Annotated in this window: 26 protein-coding genes and 1 tRNA gene; 20 read left to right on the top strand and 7 right to left on the bottom strand. The window is 72.2% G+C overall.

The genetic code is table 11. From position 1 onward, the window contains the following. Positions 1-16: 16 nt before the first annotated feature. Entirely contained in the window at positions 17-1,333 is a 1,317-nt protein-coding gene (locus ABIB37_RS03620) for a uracil-xanthine permease family protein (RefSeq protein WP_354256814.1), read from the bottom strand. A 198-nt stretch (positions 1,334-1,531) separates the two neighbouring features. Here ABIB37_RS03620 and ABIB37_RS03615 point away from each other — a divergent pair, with 198 nt between their 5' ends. Further along, positions 1,532-2,032 (top strand): VanZ family protein, encoded by a 501-nt coding sequence (locus ABIB37_RS03615; RefSeq protein ID WP_354256812.1) that lies wholly within the window; start codon positions 1,532-1,534, stop codon positions 2,030-2,032. A 12-nt stretch (positions 2,033-2,044) separates the two neighbouring features. Here ABIB37_RS03615 and ABIB37_RS03610 read toward each other — a convergent pair whose 3' ends face one another. After that, complete coding sequence (locus ABIB37_RS03610; RefSeq protein WP_354256809.1) at positions 2,045-2,536, bottom strand: SRPBCC family protein; 492 nt, start codon at positions 2,534-2,536, stop codon at positions 2,045-2,047. Positions 2,537-2,545: 9 nt separating this feature from the next. Between ABIB37_RS03610 and ABIB37_RS03605 the strand changes: the two genes are divergently transcribed. Next, positions 2,546-4,846, top strand: a complete 2,301-nt coding sequence (locus ABIB37_RS03605) for an ATP-binding cassette domain-containing protein (RefSeq protein ID WP_502914026.1) — start codon at positions 2,546-2,548, stop codon at positions 4,844-4,846. Between the two features lie 5 nt (positions 4,847-4,851). On the opposite strand, the gene ABIB37_RS03600 is transcribed toward ABIB37_RS03605, so the two are convergent. Further along, positions 4,852-5,721 (bottom strand): alpha/beta fold hydrolase, encoded by an 870-nt coding sequence (locus tag ABIB37_RS03600; protein WP_354256803.1) that lies wholly within the window; start codon positions 5,719-5,721, stop codon positions 4,852-4,854. A 76-nt stretch (positions 5,722-5,797) separates the two neighbouring features. On the opposite strand from ABIB37_RS03600, the gene ABIB37_RS03595 reads away from it, so the two are divergent. The 9 genes from ABIB37_RS03595 (at position 5,798) to ABIB37_RS03555 (ending at position 12,167) form a co-directional block, all read left to right on the top strand. Continuing rightward, complete coding sequence (locus ABIB37_RS03595; protein ID WP_354256801.1) at positions 5,798-6,340, top strand: TetR/AcrR family transcriptional regulator; 543 nt, start codon at positions 5,798-5,800, stop codon at positions 6,338-6,340. Positions 6,341-6,402: 62 nt separating this feature from the next. Beyond that, complete coding sequence (locus ABIB37_RS03590; RefSeq protein WP_354256798.1) at positions 6,403-7,284, top strand: alpha/beta fold hydrolase; 882 nt, start codon at positions 6,403-6,405, stop codon at positions 7,282-7,284. A gap of 109 nt (positions 7,285-7,393) precedes the next feature. Beyond that, the gene (lplAB, locus tag ABIB37_RS03585; RefSeq protein ID WP_354256795.1) at positions 7,394-8,443 is read left to right on the top strand and encodes a lipoate-protein ligase LplAB; all 1,050 of its coding nucleotides are present in this window, start codon (positions 7,394-7,396) and stop codon (positions 8,441-8,443) included. 61 nt (positions 8,444-8,504) lie between these two features. Beyond that, positions 8,505-9,362 (top strand): TerC family protein, encoded by an 858-nt coding sequence (locus ABIB37_RS03580; RefSeq protein WP_354256792.1) that lies wholly within the window; start codon positions 8,505-8,507, stop codon positions 9,360-9,362. Between the two features lie 39 nt (positions 9,363-9,401). Beyond that, entirely contained in the window at positions 9,402-9,716 is a 315-nt protein-coding gene (locus tag ABIB37_RS03575) for a GNAT family N-acetyltransferase (protein WP_354256789.1), read from the top strand. 128 nt (positions 9,717-9,844) lie between these two features. Next, positions 9,845-10,396, top strand: coding sequence for a peptide-methionine (S)-S-oxide reductase MsrA (gene msrA / locus ABIB37_RS03570; protein ID WP_354256787.1), 552 nt, complete (start codon positions 9,845-9,847; stop codon positions 10,394-10,396). Between the two features lie 78 nt (positions 10,397-10,474). Next, complete coding sequence (locus ABIB37_RS03565; RefSeq protein ID WP_354256784.1) at positions 10,475-11,092, top strand: hypothetical protein; 618 nt, start codon at positions 10,475-10,477, stop codon at positions 11,090-11,092. Positions 11,093-11,174: 82 nt separating this feature from the next. After that, a tRNA-Gly gene (locus ABIB37_RS03560) sits at positions 11,175-11,245 on the top strand. A 202-nt stretch (positions 11,246-11,447) separates the two neighbouring features. Then, positions 11,448-12,167 carry an LmeA family phospholipid-binding protein gene (locus ABIB37_RS03555; protein WP_354256781.1) on the top strand — a complete coding sequence of 240 codons (720 nt, stop codon included), beginning with the start codon at positions 11,448-11,450 and terminating at the stop codon, positions 12,165-12,167. A gap of 15 nt (positions 12,168-12,182) precedes the next feature. Here ABIB37_RS03555 and ABIB37_RS03550 read toward each other — a convergent pair whose 3' ends face one another. Together ABIB37_RS03550 and ABIB37_RS03545 are read right to left on the bottom strand one after the other, a co-directional pair. After that, positions 12,183-12,545, bottom strand: coding sequence for a VOC family protein (locus tag ABIB37_RS03550; RefSeq protein ID WP_354256778.1), 363 nt, complete (start codon positions 12,543-12,545; stop codon positions 12,183-12,185). A gap of 7 nt (positions 12,546-12,552) precedes the next feature. Further along, on the bottom strand, positions 12,553-12,894 hold the full coding sequence (locus tag ABIB37_RS03545; RefSeq protein WP_354256775.1) for a YciI family protein: 342 nt from the start codon (positions 12,892-12,894) through the stop codon (positions 12,553-12,555). A 59-nt stretch (positions 12,895-12,953) separates the two neighbouring features. On the opposite strand from ABIB37_RS03545, the gene ABIB37_RS03540 reads away from it, so the two are divergent. After that, positions 12,954-13,544 carry an antibiotic biosynthesis monooxygenase gene (locus tag ABIB37_RS03540; protein ID WP_354256772.1) on the top strand — a complete coding sequence of 197 codons (591 nt, stop codon included), beginning with the start codon at positions 12,954-12,956 and terminating at the stop codon, positions 13,542-13,544. A gap of 33 nt (positions 13,545-13,577) precedes the next feature. On the opposite strand, the gene ABIB37_RS03535 is transcribed toward ABIB37_RS03540, so the two are convergent. Together ABIB37_RS03535 and ABIB37_RS03530 are read right to left on the bottom strand one after the other, a co-directional pair. Next, positions 13,578-14,075 carry a hypothetical protein gene (locus ABIB37_RS03535; protein ID WP_354256770.1) on the bottom strand — a complete coding sequence of 166 codons (498 nt, stop codon included), beginning with the start codon at positions 14,073-14,075 and terminating at the stop codon, positions 13,578-13,580. A gap of 29 nt (positions 14,076-14,104) precedes the next feature. Next, positions 14,105-15,028, bottom strand: coding sequence for an EamA family transporter (locus ABIB37_RS03530; RefSeq protein WP_354256767.1), 924 nt, complete (start codon positions 15,026-15,028; stop codon positions 14,105-14,107). A gap of 161 nt (positions 15,029-15,189) precedes the next feature. Here ABIB37_RS03530 and ABIB37_RS03525 point away from each other — a divergent pair, with 161 nt between their 5' ends. From ABIB37_RS03525 to ABIB37_RS03490, 8 genes are all read left to right on the top strand, one after another. Then, entirely contained in the window at positions 15,190-16,206 is a 1,017-nt protein-coding gene (locus ABIB37_RS03525) for an ABC transporter ATP-binding protein (protein WP_354256764.1), read from the top strand. Continuing rightward, positions 16,203-17,243: an ABC transporter permease gene (locus ABIB37_RS03520; RefSeq protein ID WP_354256761.1), complete on the top strand. Its 1,041-nt coding sequence runs from the start codon at positions 16,203-16,205 to the stop codon at positions 17,241-17,243. Before ABIB37_RS03525 ends, ABIB37_RS03520 begins: the two co-directional genes overlap by 4 nt. Before the next feature lie 49 nt (positions 17,244-17,292). Beyond that, positions 17,293-17,766 carry a YbaK/EbsC family protein gene (locus tag ABIB37_RS03515; protein WP_354256758.1) on the top strand — a complete coding sequence of 158 codons (474 nt, stop codon included), beginning with the start codon at positions 17,293-17,295 and terminating at the stop codon, positions 17,764-17,766. Positions 17,767-17,874: 108 nt separating this feature from the next. After that, on the top strand, positions 17,875-20,193 hold the full coding sequence (gene glgX / locus ABIB37_RS03510; protein ID WP_354261516.1) for a glycogen debranching protein GlgX: 2,319 nt from the start codon (positions 17,875-17,877) through the stop codon (positions 20,191-20,193). A gap of 63 nt (positions 20,194-20,256) precedes the next feature. Continuing rightward, the gene (gene treY, locus ABIB37_RS03505) at positions 20,257-22,590 is read left to right on the top strand and encodes a malto-oligosyltrehalose synthase (protein ID WP_354256755.1); all 2,334 of its coding nucleotides are present in this window, start codon (positions 20,257-20,259) and stop codon (positions 22,588-22,590) included. A gap of 79 nt (positions 22,591-22,669) precedes the next feature. Then, positions 22,670-23,074 carry a hypothetical protein gene (locus ABIB37_RS03500; RefSeq protein ID WP_354256752.1) on the top strand — a complete coding sequence of 135 codons (405 nt, stop codon included), beginning with the start codon at positions 22,670-22,672 and terminating at the stop codon, positions 23,072-23,074. Between the two features lie 69 nt (positions 23,075-23,143). Then, positions 23,144-24,874, top strand: coding sequence for a malto-oligosyltrehalose trehalohydrolase (gene treZ, locus ABIB37_RS03495; RefSeq protein ID WP_354256750.1), 1,731 nt, complete (start codon positions 23,144-23,146; stop codon positions 24,872-24,874). A gap of 86 nt (positions 24,875-24,960) precedes the next feature. Further along, positions 24,961-25,983 (top strand): hypothetical protein, encoded by a 1,023-nt coding sequence (locus ABIB37_RS03490; protein WP_354256747.1) that lies wholly within the window; start codon positions 24,961-24,963, stop codon positions 25,981-25,983. The last annotated feature ends 24 nt before the right edge of the window (positions 25,984-26,007 follow it).

The following is a 26,007-nucleotide window of genomic DNA, read 5'->3' as shown; positions in this document are numbered from 1 at the left end:
CTCCCGGCGACCCGCGTCAGCGCGACTCGCCCGCGGGCGCGGTGGCGGGCGGCGCGTGATCGTCTCGGGCGTCCGCGCGGGGTCCGCGGAGCCGCTCGAGCGCATCCATGAGGTGGTAGATCACGAGCGTCGCGACGGTGCCGAGCACGATGCCCTCGAAGACGAGCTGCACCGCGGTGAGCGTGTAGTTCGCGATCGCGACGATGAGGCCGACGCCGGCGGCGAACTGGTTGCGGGGGATCGAGAAGTCGACGCGGTTCTCGATCCAGATGCGTACGCCGATGATGCCGATGAGGCCGTACAGCGCGGTCGTGACGCCGCCGAGCACGCCGGCGGGCACGGCGAAGATGATCGCGCCGACCTTGGGGGAGAGGCCGAGCACGATCGCGGTGATCGCGGCGACCCAGTAGGCGGCGGTCGAGAACACGCGCGTGGCGCTCATCACGCCGATGTTCTCGCCGTAGGTGGTGGTGGCCGAGCCGCCGAAGAGTCCCGCGAGCACCGTCGCGCCGCCGTCGGCCATGAGCGCGCGGCCGGCGAGCGGGTCGAGGTCGCGGTCGATGAGCTGGCCGACGCCCTTGACGTGCCCGAGGTTCTCGGCGATGAGCGGCAGCACGACGGGCACGAAGAGCAGCAGCGAGGGGATGAGTGCGGGGTCGAGCGTGGGCGTCTGGAACTGCGGCAGCCCGATCCAGGCCGCCTCCTCGACGCCCGTCCAGTCGACGTTGTTCGTCACGCCCGCGACGGCGTAGCCGACGACGACGCCGACCAGGATCGCGAGGCGCCCCACGAGCCCGCGGAACAGCACGGCGGTGAGGATGATCGCGCCGAGCGTGATGACCGACAGCAGCGGGTCCTTCAGGAAGTTGTCCCTGGCTGCCGGCGCGAGGTTGAAGCCGATGAGGGCGACGATCGTGCCCGAGACGACGGGCGGCATGAGGGCGGCGATCCAGCGGGTGCCGGCGAGGTGCACGATGAGGCCGACGATCGCGAGCAGCGCGCCGACCAGCACGATGCCGGCGAGTGCGAAGCCCTGGCCGCCGATCGTCGTCGCCGCACCGATGGGCGCGAGGAACGCGAACGACGAGCCGAGGTAGCTCGGCAGCCGGTTGCCCGTCACGAGCAGGAAGAGGATCGTGCCGATGCCGGAGAAGAGCAGCGTCGTCGACGGCGGGAAGCCGGTGATGATCGGCACGAGGAAGGTGGCGCCGAACATCGCGACGACGTGCTGCATGCCGAGGCCGATCGTGCGGGCCCAGCTGAGGCGCTCCTCCGGGAGCACGAGCTCGGATGCGTGCAGTCGCGTGTCGTCGCGGCGGCTCCAGGTGAACATGCGGCTCCTCGGTCGTTCCAGCTGGGGATGGCGGCCGGCCGCCTCCGGGATCGTACTCGCCGCCCGGCCGCGAGCCGCGCCCGGCCACGACCGCGCCCGGCCACGCCCGCGCCCGGCCTCGACCCCGCCGTGCGACGGACAGCCGGGTCATCCGCTCGGCGGACGCGCGGTGCGGTCGCCCGGGCGTAGCGTCTCGATGTGCTCTCCACCCTGCTCGCGGCATATCCGTGGCTGGCGTTCGCGCTGCTCGCCGCCGCGGTCGTCGTCGGCCCGCCGCTCGGCTGGTGGCTCGCGACGCGGCCGCGCGCGGCGTGGGCGCTCGCCGCGCTCGCCGCGGTGGCGGTGCTCGTCACGACGCTGTACCCGACGGGCAGGGAGGTCGAGCTCGTCTGCGTGCTCGGCCGCGACGGCACGCTCGCAGGCCCTGAGCCGCTCGCGAACGTGGCGCTCTTCGTGCCGATCGGACTGCTCGTCGGCATCGCGAGCCGCAGGCCGGCGCTCGGCGCGCTCGCCGGGGCGGTGCTCACCGTGGCGATCGAGCTCGTGCAAGCACTCGTACCCGCGCTCGGACGCTCGTGCGCCGTGGACGACGCGATCGCGAACGCCGTCGGGGCGGCGCTCGGCGCCGTGCTCGCCGCCGTGGTGCTGCTCGTCGCGCGCCGGCGCTCTCCGAAGGAGGACGCGGCAGCGCTGCGCTAGTCGCGGATCCGGCTAGGCGCCGAGGTCCGCCCTGGCCGAGGCGAGCACGACGTCGTCGTCGCACGCCGCCGAGAACGCCGCGATGCGTGCACGGATCTCGCGACCGAGCAGCCACTGGCCGATGGGCTCGGCGACCGGCCGCAGCCACGCCGGCCGCACCGTGTAGGTGTACTTCCAGCTCGCCGCGGTGCCCGGGACGCCGTCGCGGTCCTCCGGCGCGAAGCGCCATCCGGCACCGAACCGCTCGAAGAACCACGGCCCCTGCAGCATCGTCATACCCACCGAGGTCGGCGGGCGGTACGACGCGTACTCGCTCACCATCCCGAGCCCGAGCCGCGTGCGCGTCACCGTGCGCACGCCCTTCGCCGGGCGATCGGCATCGACGAGCTGCTGGTGGCGGATGAACGGGTCCCAGCGCAGCCGCACCTCGCCCTGCGTCTGCGACACGGCGAACGCGAGCTCCGGTTCGACGGGGACCCATGAGCGGACGACGACCTGCGGCACGGAGCCAGGATGGCAGGCGCGGCTGTGGGCGCCTCGCGCTACCGTCATCCCGTGGCAGAGCACATCAGCGTGCGGGGCGCGCGCGAGAACAACCTCCGGGGCGTCGACGTCGACATCCCGAAGCGGCAGCTGAGCGTCTTCACGGGCGTCTCCGGCTCCGGCAAGTCGAGCCTCGTGTTCGGCACCATCGCCGCGGAGTCGCGGCGCCTCATCGACGAGACCTACGACGCGTTCGTGCAGGGGTTCATGCCGCCCGCGCCGCAGCCCGAGGTCGACAGCCTCGAGGGGCTCACCGCCGCGATCCTCGTCGGGCAGGACCAGATGGGCGCGAACTCGCGCTCGACGGTCGGCACGGCGACGGATGCGTACACGATGCTCCGCATCCTCTGGTCGCGAGTGGGCGAGCCGAGGCTCGAGTCGTCGGTGATGTTCTCGTTCAACGACCCGCGCGGCATGTGCATGGCGTGCGAGGGACTCGGCCGGGTCTCGACGATCGACGTCGACGTGATCGTCGACCGCTCGAAGAGCCTCAACGACGGCGCGATCGACTTCCCGAACTACACCGTGGGCACCTGGTACTGGAAGATCTACGCCGAGTCGGGCCTGCTCGACCCCGCCAAGCGCGTCGCCGACTACACCGCCGACGAGCTGCACCTCTTCCTGCACGGCGAGGAGCAGAAGGTCAACTTCGCCGGCTTCAACATGACGTATGAGGGCCTCATCCCGAAGCTGCGCAAGTCGGTGTTCGTGAAGGACGTCGACTCGATGAAGCCGACGCTCCGTGCGGTCGTCGAGCGCGCCGCGACCTTCGAGGACTGCCCCGAGTGCGGCGGCTCCCGCCTCAACGCCGCCGCGCGCGAGGTGCGCGTGCAGGGCATCACGATCGCCGAGGCGACCTCGATGCAGCTCACCGACCTCGCGCCGTTCATCGCCGCGATCCCGCCCACCGCGGGCGGTGCGGCGACCGCGCCGCTGCGCGCCAAGCTCGTCGACCTGCTCGAGACCTTCGCAGCGATCGGCCTCGGCTACCTCTCGCTCGACCGGCCGGCGGGCTCGCTCTCGGGCGGCGAGGCGCAGCGCACGAAGATGGTGCGCCACATGGGCTCCGCGCTCACCGACGTCACGTACGTCTTCGACGAGCCCACCGCGGGGCTCCACCCGCACGACGTCGAGCGCATGAACGGGCTGCTCAGCCGCCTGCGCGACAAGGGCAACACGGTGCTCGTCGTCGAGCACAAGCCCGAGGTGATGGCGATCGCCGACCGCGTCGTCGACATGGGGCCGGGCGCCGGCGTGCACGGCGGCACCGTCGTCTTCGAGGGCACCTTCGACGAGCTGCGCGCCTCCGGCACCCGCACCGGGCAGCACCTCGAGCACCGGCAGCAGCTCAAGGAGACGGTGCGCACGCCCGCCGGGCGCATCGAGATCCGCGACGCCCGCGAGCACAACCTGCAGGGCGTCGACGTGGATGTGCCGACCGGCGTGCTCGTCGCGATCACCGGCGTCGCGGGCTCCGGCAAGTCGTCGCTCATCCACGGCTCGCTGCCGCGCGACGGCGCGACCTTCGTCGACCAGACGATGATCAAGGGCTCGCGGCGATCCAACCCGGCTACCTACACGGGCATCCTCGAGCCCATCCGCAAGGCGTTCGCCGCCGCGAACGGCGTGAAGCCGGCGCTCTTCAGCGCCAACTCCGAGGGCGCGTGCCCGGAGTGCAAGGGCCTCGGCGTCATCTACTCCGACCTCGCGTTCATGGCAGGTGTCACGACGCCGTGCGAGCTGTGCGGCGGCCGCCGGTTCACCGCGGAGGTGCTCGAGTACCACCTGCGCGGCAGGTCGATCGGCGACGTGCTCGACATGTCGGTCGAGGAGGCGCAGCAGTTCTTCACCGAGAAGCAGGTGCAGCCGATGCTCGGCCGGCTCGTCGACGTCGGGCTCGGCTACATCCGGCTCGGCCAGACGCTCACGACGCTGTCTGGCGGCGAGCGGCAGCGGCTGAAGCTCGCGATCGAGATGGGCACGAACGCCGAGGTGATCGTGCTCGACGAGCCCACGACCGGCCTGCACATGGCCGACGTCGACAACCTGATCGGCCTGCTCGACCGCATCGTCGACGCCGGCCGCACGGTGATCGTCATCGAGCACAACCTCGACGTCGTCTCGCGCGCCGACTGGCTGATCGACCTCGGGCCGGGTGCCGGCGCGCAGGGCGGCTCGATCGTCTACGAGGGCACGCCAGCGGCGCTCGCGGCGACGCCCGGCGACTCGCTGACCGGCCACCACCTCGCGAAGCGCCTCGCCAAGGCCTGAGCGGCTCAGCGGCCGGTGAGCTCGCGGACCGCGGCCGCGACGGCATCGGGGCGGTCGTTCGCGATGTAGTGGCCGGCGCCCTCCGCGGTCGACGTCCGCAGGTCGTCGGCCGTGCCGCGCCAGGGACCCATGCCCGCCTCGCGGATGACGGGGTCGTCGCCCGCGAGCACGATCCTCGTCGCCACGGCCAGGTGCCGACCGTTGTAAGGCCCGCGCGCGAGCGCAGCCATGCCCGGGAGGACCAGCCGCCGATAGATCGACGACAGCGCCCGCGCGCGCTCCGGCGGTCGCCAGGCTGCGAGGAACGACTGCCGCTCCGCCTCGTCGAAGGTGGGCCGGGACCCGTCGAGCATCGACCGCACGACGCGCTGCCGCCCGCCGCGCGCGACGCGCTCGCCGAGGCCCGGCATCGCGAGCACCGGCTGGAACCACACGCGCCAGAGCTGCGCGGCCATCGCGGCGGTCGGGCGGAACCACGGATGCGGCGCGCCGAGCGCGACGAGGGCGTCAAGGCGCTCGGGGTGGTCGAACGCGATCCGCCACCCCATGAAGGCGCTGTAGTCGTGGGTCACGAGCGTCGCGCGCTCGAGACCGAGCGCGTCGAGGATCGCGAGCACGTCGCGGGTCTGGGTGTCGAGGTCGTAGCCGGAGGCGGGTGCAGAGGTCCACCCGCATCCGCGCAGGTCCGGCGCGATCACCCGGTGGTCGGCGGCGAGCAGCGGCAGCACCCGGCGCCACTCGAACCAGTGCTGCGGGGAGCCGTGCAGCAGCACGACGGGCGGCCCCTCGCCCGCCTCCGCGACGTGCACGTCGAGGTCGCCGGCCCTGGCCTGGCGATGGGTGACGCCTGCCACCTCCGGCATGGGTGCCTGCATAGCGGCAATGTACTACGATCGTAGTGATGTGGCGAGTGGCGAGTTCGGGGGCGGCTCCGGCCGTAGGGTGGCGCGCGTGAGCAGCACTCGCGAGCGCATCGTGCAGGCGGCGATCGCGCTGCTCGGCACCGAGGGCGCCCGCGCGCTCACGCATCGGCGGGTCGACCAGGCCGCGGGCCTCTCCGAGGGCTCGACGTCGAACCACTTCCGCACCCGCGCGGCGCTGCTGGAGGGCGCGGTCGACGGCATCACCGCGGCGGAGATGCCGGAGGTGCGGGATGCGATGCGCCCACAGGGCCCGGCCGAGCTGGTCGAGGCGCTCGCCGGCCTCGTCGAGCTCGTCACCGGTCCGGACCGGGTGGCGACGACCGCGCGCCACGTGCTCTTCCTCGAGGCGGCGCACGACGACCAGCTGCGGGCGCGGCTCGCGGCCGCGCGCGAGGGCTACGTCGCCGTCACGCGCGAGGCGCTCGGCGCACTCGGCGCGACCGAGCCGGCGGTGGCCGCCGAAGCGCTCATGGCGCTCTGCGAGGGGCTGATCCTGCACCGCATCGCGCGCCACGACGCATCCGACCCGCGGCCGGCGATCGCGGTCGCGGTCCGGGGCGCGCTCGGCTGACCTGAGCGGATGCTGACGGGGGTCTCGGCTGGCGTCCGCACGCCTCGACGTAGACTCCCGACGTGCCCCAGTTCACCGCGCTGCGTGAGGAGTCGACGTTCGTCGACCTCCAGGGCGTGACGATCCACACCTACCGCTGGAAGCCGGGCAAGCCCGTCGGCGTCGTGCTCATCGTGCACGGGCTCGGCGAGCACGCGCTCCGCTACGAGCACGTTGCGCAGCGGCTCGTGCAGGCCGGCTACGCGGTCTGGGCGCTCGACCAGCGCGGCCACGGCGCGACCGGCATCGAGCAGCACGGCGGCGACACCACCCAGCTCGGGCGGCTCGGCCCGGGCGGCATGCGGGCGGTGGTCGGCGACCTCGTGAACGTGCTGAAGCGCATCCGTGCGGAGCACCCGGGACTGCCCGTGGGGATCATCGGGCACTCGTGGGGCTCGCTCGTGACGCAGATGCTGCTGAGCACCCGCGCGGAGCTCGTCGACGCGGCCGTGCTCAGCGGCACCGCGTACTCGATGCCCGGCTGGGTGAAGGCGGGCGACCTCAACGCCCGCCACGTGCACCTGGGCGACAGCGGCTTCGAGTGGCTCTCGCGCGACCAGGCGGTGATCGACGCCTTCGTCGCCGACCCGCTGACCTTCGCCGCGACGCCGGCCAAGTCGTTCGGCATCATCGAGGGCCTGCGCCTCTACCAGGTGCCGAGCAAGCGCATCCCGCCCGAGCTGCCGCTGCTCATCGCCGGCGGCTCCGACGACTCGATGGCCGGCCCGAAGTCGCTGCGACGACTGGGCGAGGCCTACGCCCGGCGCGGGGTGACCGACGTCACGGTCAAGATCTACCCCGGCGCGCGGCACGAGATCTTCAACGAGATCAACAAGGCGAAGGTGCTCGACGACCTCGTCGCCTGGCTCGACGCGAAGCTCGCGCCGAGCGGACGACCCGAGTAGCGCCGGCCCGGGGGCCGGCGGCGTGGACCCGCTTCCGGATGCTGGACCCGAGATCTCGGGTCCAGGATCCGCGATCGGGTCCGGCAGGCACGCCGCCTAGGCTGGAGGCATGCACGGCGAGTACAAGGTCCCCGGCGGCAAGCTCGTGGTGGTCGACCTCGAGGAGCAGGACGGCCGCATCGCCGGCTTCCGGCTCGCGGGCGACTTCTTCCTCGAGCCGGACGAGGCGCTCGGCGCGATCGACGCGTCGGTGAACGGCCTCGCCGTCACCGCGTCCGCCGCCGAGATCGGCGAGGCGATCAAGGCGGGCCTGCCCGCCGACGCGGTGCTGCTCGGCTTCACGCCCGAGTCGGTCGGCGTCGCGATCCGCCGCGCGCTGCAGCACGCGAGCTCGTTCAGCGACTACGAGTGGACGATCATCGACGACGAGCCGCGGCTGCCGATCGTGCACACCGCGCTCGACGAGGTGCTCACCGAGGCGGTCGCCAAGGGCACGCGCGGCCCGACCCTGCGCTTCTGGAACCTCTCCGGCCCCGCGGTCTACCTCGGCTCGTTCCAGTCGTACAAGAACGAGGTCGAGCCCGAGGCGGCCGAGCGGCACGGCATCCCGGTGCTCCGGCGCATCACCGGCGGTGGCGCGATGTTCTCGGAGCCCGACAACGCCATCACCTACTCGCTCTACGTGCCCGGCGACCTCGTGCAGGGCATGAGCTTCCAGGACTCCTACGCATTCCTCGACGCGTGGGTCATCGAGGCGCTCAAGGGGCTCGGCATCGACGCCTTCTACGCGCCGCTCAACGACATCACCTCGGCGAAGGGCAAGATCGGCGGGGCCGCGCAGAAGCGGCTCGCGGGCGGCGCCGTGCTGCACCACGCGACGATGTCGTACGACATCGACGCCGACAAGATGACCGAGGTGCTGCGGATCGGCAAGGAGAAGCTCTCCGACAAGGGCACGACGAGCGCGAAGAAGCGCGTCGACCCGCTGCGCTCGCAGACCGGCATGGAGAAGGCCGAGGTGCAGGACGCGCTGAAGGCGACGTTCCGCAGGCTCTACGGCGGCACCGACGGCGAGCTCTCGGCGGCCGAGCTCGCCGAGGCCGACGAGCGCATCCGCACGAAGTTCAGCACGAAGGAGTGGCTGCACCGCGTGCCGTGAGGCACGCCGGGCATCCTTCCGAGCATCCCGTCACCTTCGCGTATTTATCCTTGTCGGTGACATGGACTTCTCCCTGGAATTCACGCCCGATCTCATCGCCGTCTTCCTGACGCTCTTCGTGCTCGAGATCGTGCTCGGCGTCGACAACGTCATCTTCATCTCGATCCTCGCCTCGAAGCTGCCGCCGGAGCAGCAGGCGAAGGCTCGCAACCTCGGCCTGACGCTGGCGATGCTCATGCGCATCCTGCTGGTGCTGCTCGCCGGCTGGATCATCACCCTCAACGACGACCTCTTCACGCTCTGGGGCATGGGCTTCTCGGGCCGCGAGCTGATCCTCATCGCGGGCGGCGGATTCCTGCTCTACAAGGCCGTGCACGAGATCCACCTGAAGCTCGAGGGGGCGGAGGAGCATGCCGCCTCCGTCGTGAAGGCGACCTTCAGCGCCGTGCTCGCGCAGATCCTGCTCATGGACCTGGTCTTCTCGCTCGACTCCGTCATCACCGCGGTCGGCATGACGAGCAACATGATCGTGATCATCACCGCCGTGCTGCTCTCGTTCGGCATCCTGCTGTTCTCCGCCAAGTTCATCTTCGAGTTCGTGAACCGTCACCCGACGGTGAAGATGCTTGCGCTGTCGTTCCTGCTGCTCATCGGCGTCTTCCTCATCGCCGACGGCTTCGGCATCCACATCGACAAGGCCCTCATCTACGGTCCGATGGCCTTCGCGGTGCTCGTCGAGGGGCTCAACCTCCTCGCGGCCTCGCGTCGTCGGAAGCGCGCAGGCACGGCGGTCGAGCCGGTGCACCTGCACGACACGATGAGCCCCGAGTCCGCGATCGCCGGTGCGGCGACGGGGCAGCCCGGTGCGGTCGACGCGGGCCCGATCGCTCCCGGCGAGCCCCGCGGCGACCGCTCCTGAGCCTTGTCCCATCGGAGCCGAACGGCTTGGATGGGAGCCATGACGGAGCAGTCCACGCACGTGGTCGTCGGCGACGACACCGACCGCTCGCGCTACGAGGCGCACATCGGCGATCACCTCGCGGGCGTGCTCGCCTACTCGGACGACGAGGAGACCGGTGAGCGCACGCTCCGGCACACGGTCGTCGGCGAGGCGTTCGGCGGGCACGGGGTCGGCAGCGCGCTCGCGTCGTTCGCGATGCAGCGCGCGCGGGATGCCCCGCACACGATCGTGCCGCAGTGCACGTTCGTGCAGGGCTGGCTCGTGAAGCATCCCGAGCACCACGACCTCGTCGCGCACGAGTACCGCCCCTGACGCCCCCGGGTCGACCTGCACATCGATCGCCCCATCCGGGACCAGATCCGGTCCCGAACACGTTGCAGACCAGTGGGGTCGGCGATCACCACGCCGGAGCGCCCGCAATCACCACGAAGGAGCAGCAGATGACCGACACAGGCACGATCACGCAGAACCCGGGCACCGAGACCGCCGTGCTCGCGGGCGGATGCTTCTGGGGCATGGAGGACCTGATCCGCGCGCGCGCCGGCGTCGTCGCCACGCGCGTCGGCTACACCGGCGGCAGCAATGCGCACGCGACCTATCGCAACCACCCCGGGCACGCCGAGGCGATCGAGATCGTCTTCGACCCCGCGCGCACGAGCTACCGCGAGATCCTCGAGCTCTTCTTCCAGATCCACGACCCCTCGACGCTGAACCGCCAGGGCAATGACGTCGGCACGAGCTACCGCTCCGCGATCTTCCCGCTGTCGGCCGAGCAGGAGCGCGTCGCGCTCGACACGATCGCCGACGTCGACGCGTCCGGCCTGTGGCCCGGTCCTGTCGTGACGACGATCGAAGCAGCCGGGCCGTTCTGGGAAGCAGAGCCTGAGCACCAGGACTACCTCGAGCGCATCCCCAACGGCTACACCTGCCACTTCGCCCGCCCCGGCTGGGTGCTGCCGCGGCGCGAGGTCACGACCGAGCAGTCGGCGTAGCGCGGCCACGGCGGGCCGCGGCGGTGCCCGCCGCGGCCCGCTCAGCCGTCGGCGCCCTGGCGCCGATAGCGTCGGCTCGTGACCGATCCGCACTCGCAGCCACCCGCGCGCATGCCCGACGAGGCCCCTCCTCAGGCTTTCGCGCCGCACGGCTACACGGCGCAACCGGGCTCCATCCCGCAGCCGGGCACCGTGCCGCAGCAGGGCTTCGCCCCGCAGTCGCAGCAGGGATTCGCGCCGCAGCAGGGCTACGCGGGCGGGCCGTTCGCGCCCCGGCCGACGACGGGCGTGCGCCACTGGGCGTGGCAGCTGCTCTACTGGGTGCCGGTCCCGCTCGTGCCGCTGCTCGTCGTGCCGGCCGTGCTGCTGGGGCTGCGCGGCGGCGCCGTGCGCAACGGCGGCGTCGACGAGGCGAACTCGCGAGCGGCGCTCAACTGGTCGCTCACGTGGATGACCGCGGTGGTGGTGACGGTCGTGCTGCACGTCGGGCTGCTCTTCGCGCTCACGAGCGGTGGCAGCGTGTCGGGCTCGTCGCCGCAGGGGGTGGTGCTCGCCATCACCGGGAGCCTGCTCGGCATCGCGTACATCGGCGGCGCCATCATGACCCTCATCAACGTCATCCGCGGGTGGGTGGCGGCCGCACGCGGCGAGGCGGCTCGGCCCCTGCTCGCGGTCCGGTTCTGGCGGGCGCCCTGACCCGTCACGAGCGCGCGGGGCACGTCCCGGGGCACGGCCCGACCGTCGTGGCGTAGGATGGGCTCGCCGCTTCGGCGGCCACGCGGATGTAGTTCAATGGCAGAACTTCAGCTTCCCAAGCTGATAGCGCGGGTTCGATTCCCGTCATCCGCTCGTCACGGCCCGATCCTCCGGATCGGGCCGTTCCTCGTTCTGGCCCCCTGCGTGTCCGGCGGTCCACGTGCAGGTCCACCGGACCTCCGCGCATCTACGCTCGTCGGGTGATGATGACGCGCGGCGCCGACCCCCGATCCGACGAGCGGGATCGCTCGTGAGCGACGTCGCGCAGCCGCGCCGCCGAGGCAGAGGCCTCGTCGTGCTCCTCGTCGTCCTGATCGTCGTGGCGGTGCTCGCGGTCGTCGCGGAGCTCGTCGCCCGGCAGGTGGTGCCCGCGACCGTCCGCTCGACCGTCGTCGAGCAGCTGCAGCTGCCGGCGGAGCACCCGGTCGACGTGGAGGTCGACGGCATGCTCGTGCCGCAGCTCATCGCGGGCACGCTCGCCGACGTGCGCATCGCCTCCGACGACGTGACGGTCGGCGAGTTCAGCGGCGACGTCACCGCGCAGCTCCAGGGCGTCCCGATCCGCGCCGATCGGGCCGCGGCCGGCGGCACGGCCGAGGTGCGGATGAGCACCGAGCAGCTGCGCTCGCTGCTCTCGACGATCGACGGCTTCCCGGCCGAGAGCATCGAGCTCGCGGCGCCGAACGTGACGGCCTCGACGGAGATCCAGTTGCTCGGCGCCACCATCCCGCTCGGCCTCGTGCTCGCACCGGGCGCCGCGGATGGCGACCTCGTGCTCTCGCCCGTCGAGGGCACCGTCGCGGAGGCGACCGTGACGGCCGACCAGCTGCGGGGGCAGTTCGGCGGCCTGCTCGAGCCGCTGCTGCAGGATCGCAGCGTCTGCATCGCGTCGTCGCTGCCGGCAGCGCTGACGCTGCAGTCGATCGAGGTGGTCGACGACGAGCTCGTCACCGGCTTCGACATCGACGGCGGCATCATCCACGACCCGGCGCTGCAGGCGAACGGCACCTGCTGATCGCGGGGCTCGCGCTCAGGGCGCGAAGCCCGGCGGCGCCTCGGCGAGCGACAGGCTGTTGCCGTCCGGATCGACGATCGTCACGTGGTGCACGCCGTTGGCGTAGCGCTCGGCGTGCTCCGGCCGGATGCCGGCCTCGGCCATCCGCTCGAGCATCGCGTCGAGGCCGCGCACCGCGAACGTGATCGTGCATGCGCCCGCGCGCTCCGGCCGCTGATCGACCACGAGGTAGGCGTCCGACCCGATGCGCCACAGCGACTCCTCGCCGATCACCTCGTCGGCGGGGCGCCCGAAGAACCCCTCGTACCAGCGCAGTCCCGCTGCCCGGTCGCGCACGCACGCGACCGACAGCAGCTCCTCGAACAGCTCTCCGGGCATCGGTGGCTCAGCTCATCGGGTCGTACCCGAACTGGCGCAGCTCCTGCGGGCAGCGGCACGCCTTCGCGATCTTCGCCGCCCACGTGACCGCCTCCTCCCGCGTCGGGATCTCGAGCACGGTGTAGCCGCCCTCGATCTGCCGCGTCTGCGGGTAGGTGCCCTCGGTGACGGTGCCGTCGTGGGCCACCATCACCGGCGGCACCGACTCGTCGATGCCGCCGCCGAAGACGTAGACGCCGGCGTCCTTCGCCTCCTGGATCACGGCGTGCGACTCGTCGACGACGGTCTGGAAGTCCTCCTCGGCGAACTGCATCTCGCCGCTCGGGAAGGAGATCAGGTACTTGGTCATGCCGCCACGCTAGGGCGCTCGACATGCGGACGAAACCCCGGATCTGCCACCGTGGATGCATGCAGGAGCCCCGCCCCATCACCGTCGCCATCGAGCGCACCGTCGACTCCACCCTCGACCGCTACGCCCAGGCGTGGGTGCGGCACGGCGTCGACCTCGCGACGTACTTCCCGGGCTTCCTCGGCGCCGGCTGGGTGCGGGAGTCGCGCGGCAGCAAGCGCTGGCACATGCTCTACCGCTTCGAGGACGCCGAGACGCTCGAGGCGTGGGAGCGCAGCCCCGAGCGGCAGCAGTGGATCGCCTCGGGCGCGGGCTTCGCGAGCGAGGCGCGTGTCGAGCGCCGCACGGGCATCGAGGGATGGTTCGACGCACCGCAGGGCGTCGTCGTCGACGGCGACCGGGTCGAGATCCGGCCCTCCGCATCCGCCCCGCCGGTGTGGAAGCAGATGATCGTCGTCTGGCTCGCGTTCTTCCCCATGAACGTGCTCGTCACGTTCCTGCTCGGGCTCATCCCGGGCTTCAACGAGCTGCTGCTGCCGCTGCGGCTCGTCATCTCGACGGTGATCCTCACGCCGGTGATGGTCGGGATCATCCTGCCGTTCATCACCCGGCTCGCGGCCGGATGGCTGCACCGCGGCGACCGCCGCTGACCTCGCGCACGAGCCCCGGCCCGGCCGGTCGGACTAGGTCGGCACGGTGAGCGGCTGCAGCACGCCGAGCTGCAGCCACAGCATCGGCGCGACGATCGACAGGGTCGCCGTGAGCAGCAGCGTCAGCACGACCACGACGTACTGCACGCGCCGGCGCCCGTGCGAGATGCGGCGGAACCCCCACGCGATCGGGATGCCGACGAGCGAGACCATGAGCGCGATCGTGGGCGCGACCCAGTGCGGCGTGCACGCGAGCACCGCGAGCCCGGCGACGCCGGCCGCGATCGGCCACATCCGCGGCTCCCGCGCGCGCTCGTCCGCCGCGGCGGGCGGCTGCTCCCACGGCAGCGCGGGCACGGGCACGCCGGGTGCGTCCACCGGCTCGCGGGTCGGTCGCGTCCCGCGCGTCCAGTGCGACGCCGCCGAGTGCGGTGCCTGCTCGGGCCGGGCCACGCCGCCGCCCGACGCCGGGCGCGCGTCGTCGGCCGCGGGCCGAGCCCAGCGCCGTGCGTCGTCGTCGTGCCCGTCCACGCATCCATCGTGGCAGGCTGCGGGGCGGGTCAGGGGAGCGGCGGCACGAGACCGGTGATGGGGCCCGTGCTCGGCGGCGCCGGTCGGCGTGCGCGCGCCGCCGTGAGGGCGACGCCCGCGGACGCGACGATGACGAGCGCGAGCGCGAGCAGGTCCCAGCCGGTCAGCAGCTCACGCACGACGAGGAAGCCGAAGATGGCCGCGGCGGCCGGCTCCAGCGACATCAGGATGCCGAAGACCCGGGTCGGCACGCGGCGCAGCGCCAGCAGCTCGAGCCCGTAGGCGATCGCGCTCGAGAGCATCGCGATCATGAACGCCGGCACGAGCACGCTCGGATCGGCCGCGACCGCGCCGACGGCGCCGACGATCCCGAACGGCGCGACCGCGATCGTGGCGATCACGAGTGCACCCGCGAGCCCGCCGATGCCCGGCACGCGCTGCCCGACCGACGCCGAGGCGAGGATGTACGCCGCCCAGCAGCCGCCCGCCGCGAGCGCGAGCACGACGCCCACCGGGTCGAGGTCGCCGCCGATCGACTGCGCGCCGATCACGCCGACGCCGACCGCGGCGAGCGCGACCCACGCGACGTCGACCGCGCGCCGCGACTGCACGAGCGCGAGCACGAGCGGCCCGAGCAGCTCGAGCGTGACCGCGACCGCGATCGGGATGCGCGGCAGCGCGAGGTAGAAGAGCAGGTTCATCGCGGCGAGCGTGATGCCGAGGAAGGCGATCGCCCGCCACGCGGCCCGGTCCCACGAGCGGATGCGCGGGCGCGCGACGAGCAGCACGATGACCGCCGCGAACGCGAGCCGCAGCAGCGTCAGCCCTGCCGGGTCGATGCGGTCGAACACGGTCTTCGCGATCGAGGCGCCGAACTGCACCGAGGCGATCGCGCAGAGCACGAGCAGCACACCGCCGAGCATGCCGCTGGAGGAGGCTCGGGGCACGCGCATCAGGTCAGCGTATTGGCGGCCGGTCGCCGCGGCGCCCACGGCGTCGTCCCGGTCGGGATCCTGAGCGGCCCTCATCCGCTCGGATGATCCCGCGCGCGGCGGCTGGCCTCCACGCCGCGCACCCAGCAGGATCGAGCCATGCAGCCCACGAGGCAGCGGCCATGACGCCGCTCAGCGACGGACGCCCGGAGCCGGTCCCGTCCACGCCCCCCGCCTTCGTCGATCCGCTCGCGGCCGGCGAGCCGGCGCCGGGGCTCGACGAGGGCGGCATCGTCGCCCTGCACGTGCACCGCAGCTTCGGATCGGTGCACGCGGTGCGGGAGATGACGTTCCACGCGAAGCCGGGGCGCGTGACCGCGCTCATCGGCCCGAACGGCGCCGGTAAGACGACGCTGCTGCTCATGCTCGCCTCGCTGCTCGCGCCCGACTCCGGCGCGATCCGCATCGATGGCGCCGACCCGATGCACGACCCGCGCGCCGTCCGGCGGGCGATGGGCTGGATGCCGGATGTGCTGGGCACGTGGCGCACGCTCACGCCGCTGCAGATCCTCACGACCGTCGGCCGCCTCCACGGGCTCGCCCGCGCGGCGGCGCGCGAGCGCGCCGAAGAGCTCATCGTCGAGGCGCGCCTCGAGGAGCTCGCGAACCGCCCGAGCCGCGTGCTCTCCCGCGGCCAGCAGCAGCGGCTCGGCCTCGTGCGGGCGCTCGTGCACCGGCCCCGCGTGCTGCTGCTCGACGAGCCGGCCGCGGGCCTCGACCCGACCTCGCGCGTCGAGCTGCGCGGCATGCTCCGCGGCTTCGCGGCCGACGGCGGCACGGTGCTCATCTCGAGCCACGATCTCAGCGAGCTCGACGAGATGGCCGACGACGCCGTGTTCGTCGACCGCGGCGAGGTCGTCCGCGGCGAGCGCCTCGTGCTCGCCCAGCAGGCGTCGCGCGAGTGGCGCATCCGGGCCCTCGATCCGAGGGCGCTCAGCTACCAGCTCGCGAACATCGGGGTCGCGTTCGATCGCGTGCGCCTCGAGGGCGAGCTCGCCTACGTCGCGCTCGACCGCGACGAGCACGCCGCCGAGGTGCTCGCCCGGCTCGTCGGGGCGGGCGTGCCCATCACCCACTTCGCGCCCGCCGTCGGCGACATGGAGCGCACCTACCTCGGCCTCTCGGGAGGTGCCCGATGAGCCGCTGGCTGCAGATGCTCGGCGTCGTGATCCGCCTCGAGCTCGCGCAGCGCGTGCGGAGCGTCGCCTGGTACGTGCTGCTCGTGATCGTCGCGATCGTGGTCGGCGGCGTGATCGTCGTGCTCTTCCTGTCGCTGCAGGGCTTCCAGCGCGACCTCGGCGGCGCGATCTTCGCGATGACGATCTTCCTCGTGATGCTCGTGACCTCTCTCGTCACGCCCGCGCTGAGCGGCAGCGCCATCAACGGCGACCGCGATGCCGGCACGCTGGCCTCCACGCAGGTCACGCAGGTGACGGGCACGCAGCTCGTGCTCGGCAAGGTGGTCGGCTCGTGGATCGCCTCGCTCGGCTTCCTGGCCGTGTGCGCGCCGTTCATGCTCGGCTCCGCCATGCTCGGCGGCCTGCGACTCGAGGCGGTGCTCGTCGCGCTGCCCATCCTGGTGCTCGAGATCGGGTTCGTCTCGGCGATCGGCGTCGGGCTCTCCGGCATGATCCGCAAGCCGGTGCTGTCGACGGTCGTCACGTACCTCGTCGTCGCGTTCTTCAGCGTCGGCACGCTCATCGGGTTCGGCGTCGGGACGCTCGCGTTCCAGCAGGAGGAGACGCGCGACGAGATCACTTGGGACTTCGACGACCGCACCGGGAACTCGACGTGCATCGCGACCGGCAACACCTACGAGACCACGGTGCCGCGCCCGGATCGCGTGTGGCTGATGCTGGCCGCGAACCCGTACGTGATCATGGCCGACGCGATCCCGCCGCAGCTCGACGCGAACGGCTATCCCGACGACATCTTCGGCCAGATCGGCCTCGGCGTGCGCATGGTGCAGGAGCCGCCGCGCGCGGAGTCGTGCGCCGACTACGGGGACGACGGCTCGTGGCAGGACCCGGTCGAGGGCATCTACGAGCGCACCGCGCCGAGCTGGTTCGTCGGCCTCGGCATCCACGTGCTGCTCGCGGGTGCCGCCGTCTGGGGTGCGATCGCCGCGGTGCGGGCACCGGCGAAGACGCTCGCCGCCGGCAGCCGCATCGCCTGACCCCGCGCGGCCTCGTCGAGCGGGGCTGCGCGGGCGGCAGGATGGGGCCATGACGCTACCGACCAGGGCCGCGAGCATCCAGCAGCAGCTGCACGACATGGGCATCGACCGCGAGGTGATCCGCTTCCCGGAGGGCACGCACACCGCGAAGGCGGCAGCGGCGGCGCTCGGCATCGAGGTGGGCGCGATCGCGAACTCGCTCATCTTCTGGATGGCGGATGCGCCGCTGCTCGTCATGACCTCGGGTCGCCACCGCGTCGACACGGCCGCGCTCGCCGAGCAGCTGGGCGAGGGGCGCATCGAGCGCGCGACGCCCGAGCAGGTGCGCGCGGCCACCGGTCAGGTGATCGGCGGCGTCGCCCCGCTCGGCCACCCGGCGCCCATCCGGACGATCGTCGACGTGGCGCTCGCGGACTACGCGCAGCTCTCGGCGGCGGCCGGCACCGCCGACACCGTCTTCATGCTCACCTACGACGAGCTGCTGCGGATCACGGGCGGCGAGCCGCGCGTCGTGGGCGACTGACGGCGACGCCGATCCGTCCGTCATCGTTCACGCGACCGTCACACGGCTCTCAGGTCGGGGTCTCCTGTAACCCATACACTCCGGAGAGTGACTGACACCGCATCCGCCCTGCAGGTCTGGCCCGGCCAGGCCTATCCGCTCGGAGCCACGTTCGATGGCACCGGCACCAACTTCGCACTCTTCACCGAGTCGGCCGAGCGCGTCGAGCTCTGCCTCTTCGACGAGGACGACGTCGAGACGAGGGTCGAGCTCACGGAGGTCGACGGCTACGTCTGGCACGGCTACCTGCCGTCCGTGCAGCCCGGCCAGCGCTACGGCTATCGGGTGCACGGCCCCTACGAGCCCGAGCAGGGCCTGCGGCACAACCCCGCGAAGCTGCTGCTCGACCCGTACGCGAAGGCCACGAGCGGCAGCATCGAGTGGGGTCAGCCGCTCCACAGCTACAACTTCGGCGACCCGCTGAGCTTCAACGAGGACGACTCGGCCCCCTTCATGGCCAAGGGCGTCGTCATCAACCCGTTCTTCGACTGGACCGGCGACCGCTACCCGCGCACGCCCTACAACGAGACGATCATCTACGAGGCGCACGTCAAGGGCCTCACCCAGACGCACCCCGACGTCCCCGAGGAGCTGCGCGGCACGTATGCGGGCCTCGCGCATCCGTCGGTCATCGCCCACCTGCAGAAGATCGGCATCACAGCGATCGAGCTCATGCCGGTGCACCAGTTCGTGCACGACGCGACGCTCATGGAGAAGGGGCTGCGCAACTACTGGGGCTACAACACCCTCAGCTTCTTCGCGCCGCACGCCGGCTACGCCGGCACCGGCGAGCGCGGCCAGCAGGTGCAGGAGTTCAAGGGCATGGTCAAGGCCATGCACGCCGCCGGCATCGAGGTCATCCTCGACGTGGTCTACAACCACACCGCCGAGGGCAACCACATGGGCCCGACGCTCAGCATGCGCGGCATCGACAACCGCGCGTACTACCGCGTCGTCGAGGGCGACGAGCAGTTCTACATGGACTACACCGGCACGGGCAACAGCCTCAACGTCGGCCACCCGCACTCGCTGCAGCTGATCATGGACTCGCTGCGCTACTGGGTCACCGAGATGCACGTCGACGGCTTCCGCTTCGACCTCGCGTCGGCGCTCGCCCGTGAGTTCTATGACGTCGACAAGCTGTCGACCTTCTTCGAGCTCGTGCAGCAGGACCCGGTGATCAGCCAGGTGAAGCTCATCGCCGAGCCCTGGGACGTCGGCCCCGGCGGCTACCAGGTGGGCAACTTCCCGCCCCAGTGGACCGAGTGGAACGGCAAGTACCGCGACGAGGTGCGTGACTTCTGGCGCGGCGAGCCCTCGGCGCTCGGCGAGTTCGCCAGCCGCATGGCCGGCTCCGCCGACCTCTACGAGCACTCGGGTCGCCGCCCGGTCGCCTCCATCAACTTCGTCACCGCGCACGACGGGTTCACGCTCCGCGACCTCGTGAGCTACAACGAGAAGCACAACGACGCCAACGGCGAGGACGGCAACGACGGCGAGAGCCACAACCGCTCCTACAACTACGGCGTCGAGGGCCCGACCGACGACCCCGAGATCCAGGCCGTCCGCGCTCGCCAGCAGCGCAACTTCCTCGCGACGCTGCTCCTGAGCCAGGGCGTGCCGATGCTCCTGCACGGCGACGAGCTCGGCCGTACGCAGCAGGGCAACAACAACACCTACGCGCAGGACTCCGAGCTGAGCTGGATCGACTGGTCGAACATCGACCAGCCGCTCATCGAGTTCACCGCCGCGGTCGCCAAGCTGCGCCACGACCACCCGACGTTCCGCCGCAAGCGCTTCTTCACCGGCAACACGGTGCGCACCGGCAACGGCGAGCGCCTCAACGACATCGTCTGGCTGCGCAGCGCCGGCACCCCGATGGAGGACGGCGACTGGGACGAGGCCGCCCACGAGAAGACCGTCGGCATGTACCTCAACGGCAACGGGATCGCGGGTCGCAGCGAGCGCGGCGAGCGCATCATCGACAACCACTTCCTCATCTACTGCAACGCCTCCGAGGAGGAGCGGGAGATCACGATCCCGCCCGCGGAGTACGCGGAGTCGTGGGATGTGCTGATCGACACGGGTGCGCTGGAGGCCGTCGAGGGTGCGGTGCGCGCCGGCGAGGTCGGACGCCTCGCACCGCGCTCGATCGCGGTGCTCCGCGAGCACATCGCGCCGGTCGACCAGGACTTCTCGGTCGCCGCCTCCGTCGCCGCGGCGACGGGCACCTCGGCGCCCGGGCCGGTGACGACGCTCGAGCAGACGCAGCACGACGGACGGCCGCTGCACGCGTCCACCCCGGTTGCCGAGCCCGGCCAGCCGGTCGAGCCGGGCGTCGACGGCATCGTGCCGCCGATCGACCCCGACGCCGACACCGAATCCTGAGCACGCAGCGTCCTGAGCGCGCAGCGTCCTGAACACCCAGCCCTGAACCACCGGAGGAGTCCCGTGCACGCGCCCCAGAGCACCTACCGCCTGCAGATCAGCGAGGACTTCACCCTCGCCGACGCCGCGGGCAGGCTCGAGGCCCTCGCCGACCTCGGGGTCGACTGGGTCTACCTCTCGCCGATCCTCGAGGCCGAGCACGGCTCGAACCACGGCTACGACGTCGTCTCGCACGCGCGGGTCGATCCGTCGCGCGGCGGCGAGGCGGGCCTCGAGGCGCTCGCGGCCGAGGCGCGCAGGCTCGGCATGGGCGTGCTCGTCGACATCGTGCCCAACCACATGGGCGTCGCCGTGCCCGAGCACAACGACTGGTGGTGGCAGCTGCTGCGCGAGGGGCGCGAGAGCCCGATCGCGGATGCGTTCGACGTCGACTGGGAGGCGGGCGGCGGGAAGCTGCTGCTGCCGATCGTCGGCGACGACGACTGGTCGGAGGACGGCACCGTCGCGCACCTCGAGCTCGAGCCCGCAGCCGCGGACGGCTCGCAGGCGCTCCGCTACTGGGACACGCGGCTGCCCGTCGCGCCCGGCACCGGCGACGGGACCGCGCAGGAGGTGCTCGCCCGCCAGCACTACCGGCTCGGCCACTGGAAGCAGGGGAACGACCAGCTCAACTACCGGCGCTTCTTCGCGGTGACGACGCTCGCCGCCGTGCGCGTCGAGGTGCCGGAGGTGTTCGAGGCGACGCACGCCGAGATCGCCCGCTGGTTCGACGAGCGGCTCGTGCAGGGCCTCCGCGTCGACCACCCCGATGGGCTGCGCGACCCGGCCGGCTACCTCGAGGACCTCGACCGCCTCACCGGCGGCGCCTTCGTGCTCGTCGAGAAGATCCTCGAGCCCGGCGAGGAGCTGCCGCGCTGGGCGACCGCCGGCACCACCGGCTACGACACGCTCGGCGTCATCGACCGGGTGCTCACCGACGCATCCGCTGCCGACGCGCTGCACCAGATCGACGCGCGCCTCCGCGGCGGCGAGGCCGTAGACTGGGCCGAGCTCACGCACGGCACGAAGCGGGGCATCGCCGACGGGATCCTCCGCGCGGAGGTGCTGCGGCTCGAGCGCGAGGTGCAGGCCTCGGATGCCTGGGGCTCGCAGGGCGCGCCGGCCGACGCCGCCGACGCGATCGCCGAGCTGCTCGCGTGCTTCCCCGTCTACCGCTCGTACCTCCCCGAAGGCCTCGAGCACCTGGGCGAGGCGGCGGAGCGCGCCAAGGAGCACCGCCCCGACCTGGCCGACACCATCGACGCGCTGCTGCCGGTGCTCGGCAACGCTCGCCAGCCCGCGGCCCTGCGCTTCCAGCAGACGAGCGGCATGGTGATGGCCAAGGGCGTCGAGGACACCGCGTTCTACCGCTACTCGCGGCTCACGAGCCTCAACGAGGTGGGCGGCGATCCTGCCGTCTTCGCGATCCCGGTGCCCGACTTCCACGCCTTCATGGGCCGGCGGCAGGCCGAGTGGTCGCTCGCCATGAACGCGATGTCGACGCACGACACGAAGCGCGGCGAGGACGTGCGCGCGCGCATCACGACGATCGCCGAGGTCCCCTCGAGCTGGGAGGCGCTGCTCGACCGGCTTCTCGTCTTCGCACCGAACCGCGGGCGCGACTTCGTGAACCTCCTGCTCCAGGCCGTCGTCGGCGCATGGCCCGCGAGCGAGGACCGGCTGCTCGCCTACATGGAGAAGGCGTCCCGCGAGGCCGATGCGATCACGCACTGGACGGCGCCCGACGAGGCCTTCGAGCGCGACCTCGCCGAGCTCGTCCGCAGCGTCATGGCCGAGCCCGCGTCGCGCGACATCGAGGCGTTCCTCGCCGAGACCGAGCAGGGTTTCCGCGCGAACGTGCTCGCCGCGAAGCTGCTCAACCTCACCATCCCGGGCTTCCCGGACGTCTACCAGGGCTCCGAGGCGCTCGAGCAGTCGCTCGTCGACCCCGACAACCGCCGACCGATCGACTGGGACCGGATGGATGCGCTGCGGCAGGCCGCGCGCGCCCCGTTGTCGGGCGACTGGGACCTCGAGGTCGCCAAGACGCGGCTCGTGCGCGAGGCGCTGCGGCTCCGCCGCGAGCACCCGGAGCGCTTCGAGGCCTACACGCCGCTGCTCGCGAGCGGCGAGGCGGCCGAGCACGTCGTGGCGTTCGACCGCGGCGGCGCGATCGCCATCGCCACACGGCTGCCGATCGGCCTCGCGGAGCGCGGCGGCTGGGGCGACACGGCGATCCAGCTGCCCGAGGGGCACTGGCGCGACCTCCTGACGTCGAAGGAGCTCCGCGGCGGCGAGGTCCGGCTGCGCGACCTCCTCGGGACGCTCCCGGTCGCGCTGCTCACCCGGGGCGACTGACGTGGCGCGGCAGGGGCGGGCCCCGGGCGCCGGAGGTGCGGACCCGGGACGGCCTGCTGCCGCGGATCCGCCGTGGTCGGTGCGCATCGGGCTCGTGCTGCTGTGGGTCGCGTTCCTGTGCCTCGCTGGGCTCATGGCGCTCCTGACCGTCTTCTACGTCGCGACGATCGACCAGCCCGGTGCGCAGCCGACGGGCGCCGAGCTGACGCTCGGCGTGGTCGGCGCGGTCGTGCCGCTCGTGCTGCTGCTGGTCGTCCTGATCTTCGCGAGCCGTCGCCGCGAGTGGGCGCGGTGGTTCGCGCTCGTCGCGGGCATCGGCGCCGGGCTGCTCGCGCTGCTCGCGATGGCGGCGACGCGATCGCCCGCGCCCGAGACGGTCGGGATCGCGCTCGCGGCACTTGTCGGCGGCGTGCTCCTCGCCCTCCCGGCGTCCGGCCGCTGGTACCGGGGCGCGCCCCGCGGGGCGGGCGCCACCGACGCCTGACCGCGCCGAGGGCATCCGCGCACGGCACCCACACCGGGCTCCGAGCAGCGTGATGCGAGCATGGGGGACATGAGCGAGCTGCACGAGTACCGGGTGTGGGCACCGACCGCTGCGCGGATGCGCGTGGTGGCGGGCGACGAGACCGTCGAGATGTCGCAGGGCGAGGGCGGCTGGTGGCATGCGCTCGCGAGCGCCGGCGACTACGGCTTCCAGATCGACGACGACGACGCCATCCGCCCGGATCCGCGGAGCCTCCGCCAGCCGGACGGCGTGCACGAGCGATCGCGCACGTGGGACGCATCCGCGCACGACTGGCAGGACGCGGCATGGACCGGTCGCCCGATCGCCGGCGGCGTGCTCTACGAGCTGCACCTCGGCACCTTCACGAGCGAGGGCACGCTCGACGCGGCGGCCGAGCGGCTCGACCACCTGCGCGGCATCGGCGTCACGCACGTCGAGCTGCTGCCCGTCAACGGCTTCAACGGCACCCATAACTGGGGCTACGACGGCGTCGCGTGGTTCGCGGTGCACGAGGGCTACGGCGGCCCGGACGCCTACCAGCGCTTCGTCGATGCCGCGCACGCCGCGGGCCTCGCGGTGGTGCAGGACGTCGTCTACAACCACCTCGGACCGTCCGGCAACTACCTGCCCCTCTACGGCCCCTACCTCTCGAGCGAGGGGCGCTCGACGTGGGGCGACCACGTGAACCTCGCCGAGCCTGCGGTGCGCCGCTACATCCTCGACAACGTCAGCTACTGGTTCGAGGCGATGCACGTCGACGCGCTTCGGCTCGACGCCGTGCACGCGCTCGTCGACACGAGCGACCTGCACATCCTCGAGGAGATGGCGATCGAGACGAAGGCGCTGTCGGCGCACCTCGGCCGGCCGCTCGAGCTCATCGCCGAGAGCGACCTCAACGACCCGAAGCTCATCACGCCGCGCGAGGCGGGCGGCTACGGGCTCGACGGGCAGTGGTCTGATGACTTCCACCACGGCGTGCACGTCGCCCTCACGCGCGAGACCGAGGGCTACTACGCCGACTTCGAGCCGATCGCGGCGCTCGCGAAGGCGCTCGAGCGCGGCTTCTTCCACGACGGCACCTACTCGTCGTTCCGCGGTCGCGACCACGGGCATCCGATCGACACCGAGCGCTCGCTCTCGTGGCGCCTCGTGGTGAGCGCGCAGAACCACGACCAGATCGGCAACCGGGCGCGCGGCGACCGCACCACCGAGGTGCTCGACGAGTCGCAGCTGCTGTGCGCGGCGCTGCTGCTCTACGGCGGCCCGTTCACGCCGATGCTCTTCCAGGGCGAGGAGTGGGCGGCGTCGACGCCGTTCCAGTTCTTCACGTCGCACCCGGAGCCCGAGCTCGGCAAGGCGACGGCCGAGGGCAGGCTCGAGGAGTTCGAGCAGATGGGCTGGGACCCGGCCGTCGTGCCCGACCCGCAGGACCCGCAGACGTTCGAGCGCTCGAAGCTCGACTGGGCGGAGCTGCGCGCCGAGCGCCACGCGCGCGTGCTCGAGGGCTACCGGCAGCTCGCGGCGCTGCGCGCCGAGCTCGAGGCGCTCACCGATCCGCACTACGCGCGGAACCTCGTGGAGGCGGACGAGCAGACGCGCGTGCTGCGCCTCACCCGCCGCGCCGGCATGGCGGACGCGGTCGAGATCGTGCTCAACCTCGGCACCGAACCGCAGACGGTGCCCGTCTCGCGCCGCGACCTGCGTTTCCGGGCGCATCCCGACGTCGCGCTCGCCGACGCCCTCACCCTGCCGCCCGGCAGCGGCGCCCTCCTCGCCTGATCCTCAACGGAGCAGCTGGCGCCGCGAGGGCACTATCCCCTCCTGCGACCAGCTGCTCCGTTGAGATGAACGGCTAGCGTGGAGCCGTGACGCAGACCGTCGGCGAGCTCGACTTCCCCTTCCACGGCTTCCTCGAGACCCGGCGCGGGCCGATCGTCGAGATCGCGCTCTCGAACTCGCCCGGCGGGCTCGCGCGCACCTACGTGCTCGTGCCCGAGGGCGCGGGCGAGCTGCCGCCGGGCATCTACTCGACGATGCTCAAGCAGGTCGTCGACCTCGACGAGCGCGGTGGGTGGATGGTCGAGGTCGATCTCGAGCCCGAGCCGCGGGGCGCCGAGGTGCGCATGGACACGACGCTCGACGACGAGTGGGAGTCGGACGAGCGGGACCTGCTCATCGCCTCGCACGCCGAGCGCTTCCAGCCGCAGGAGCCGCCTGCGGAGCGCGAGGGCGACCAGCCCGTCAACCCCTACGGGCTGTGGGCGCTCGACGAGAGCGGCAGCGCCTTCCGGGTCGAGGTCGAGCGCGACGAGGAATCGCGCGGGCTCCTCATCGAAGCGGCCACCCGCTTCGGCAAGGCGCTCCACCCGTGGGCGTACGGCGCGGTCCGCGCCGACACGCTCGAGATCGAGGAGCATGCGCTCGAGGGCGACGATGCGCTGCTCGACCTGCAGCTCTACGTCGCCGATGGCGACGACGACCGCGAGTACGAGCGGTGGCTCGTCGGCACGCGTCGCGCGCTCGAGGCACGCGCCGCATCGCCGCTGCCCGAGTTCGACCCGGGGCAGTGGATGCGCTGGCTCACCCCGGTGGACGGCGGTGCACCGGTGGCGTTCGGAGGCTTCCTCTTCCCCGAGAAGCGCGAGATCGAGCTGCAGCCGGTCATGCCGACGGAGCCCGAGTGGGCAGCGGGCCGGCTGCTGACGATCCCGCGCGAGCGCCCCGACCAGGCGTTCGAGGGCAGCCGCGAGGTGACGGTCTACGGCAAGCCGTTCAAGGAGCTTCGCTCCTCGGTCGCCAAGGTGCGGAAGCGACCGGCGACGCCGATCGGGCGCTTCGTGCTGCAGCCCGAGGGCTACATGCCGGAGCGCTGGAGCCTGCTGGGCTGACGACGACCGCCCGGCGGGCGGCGC

This window comes from Agrococcus sp. UYP10, from assembly GCF_040547205.1.
Classification (GTDB): domain Bacteria; phylum Actinomycetota; class Actinomycetes; order Actinomycetales; family Microbacteriaceae; genus Agrococcus; species Agrococcus jenensis.
Note: the sequence above shows the minus strand (reverse complement) of the source record. Positions and strands in the feature narration are given on the sequence as shown.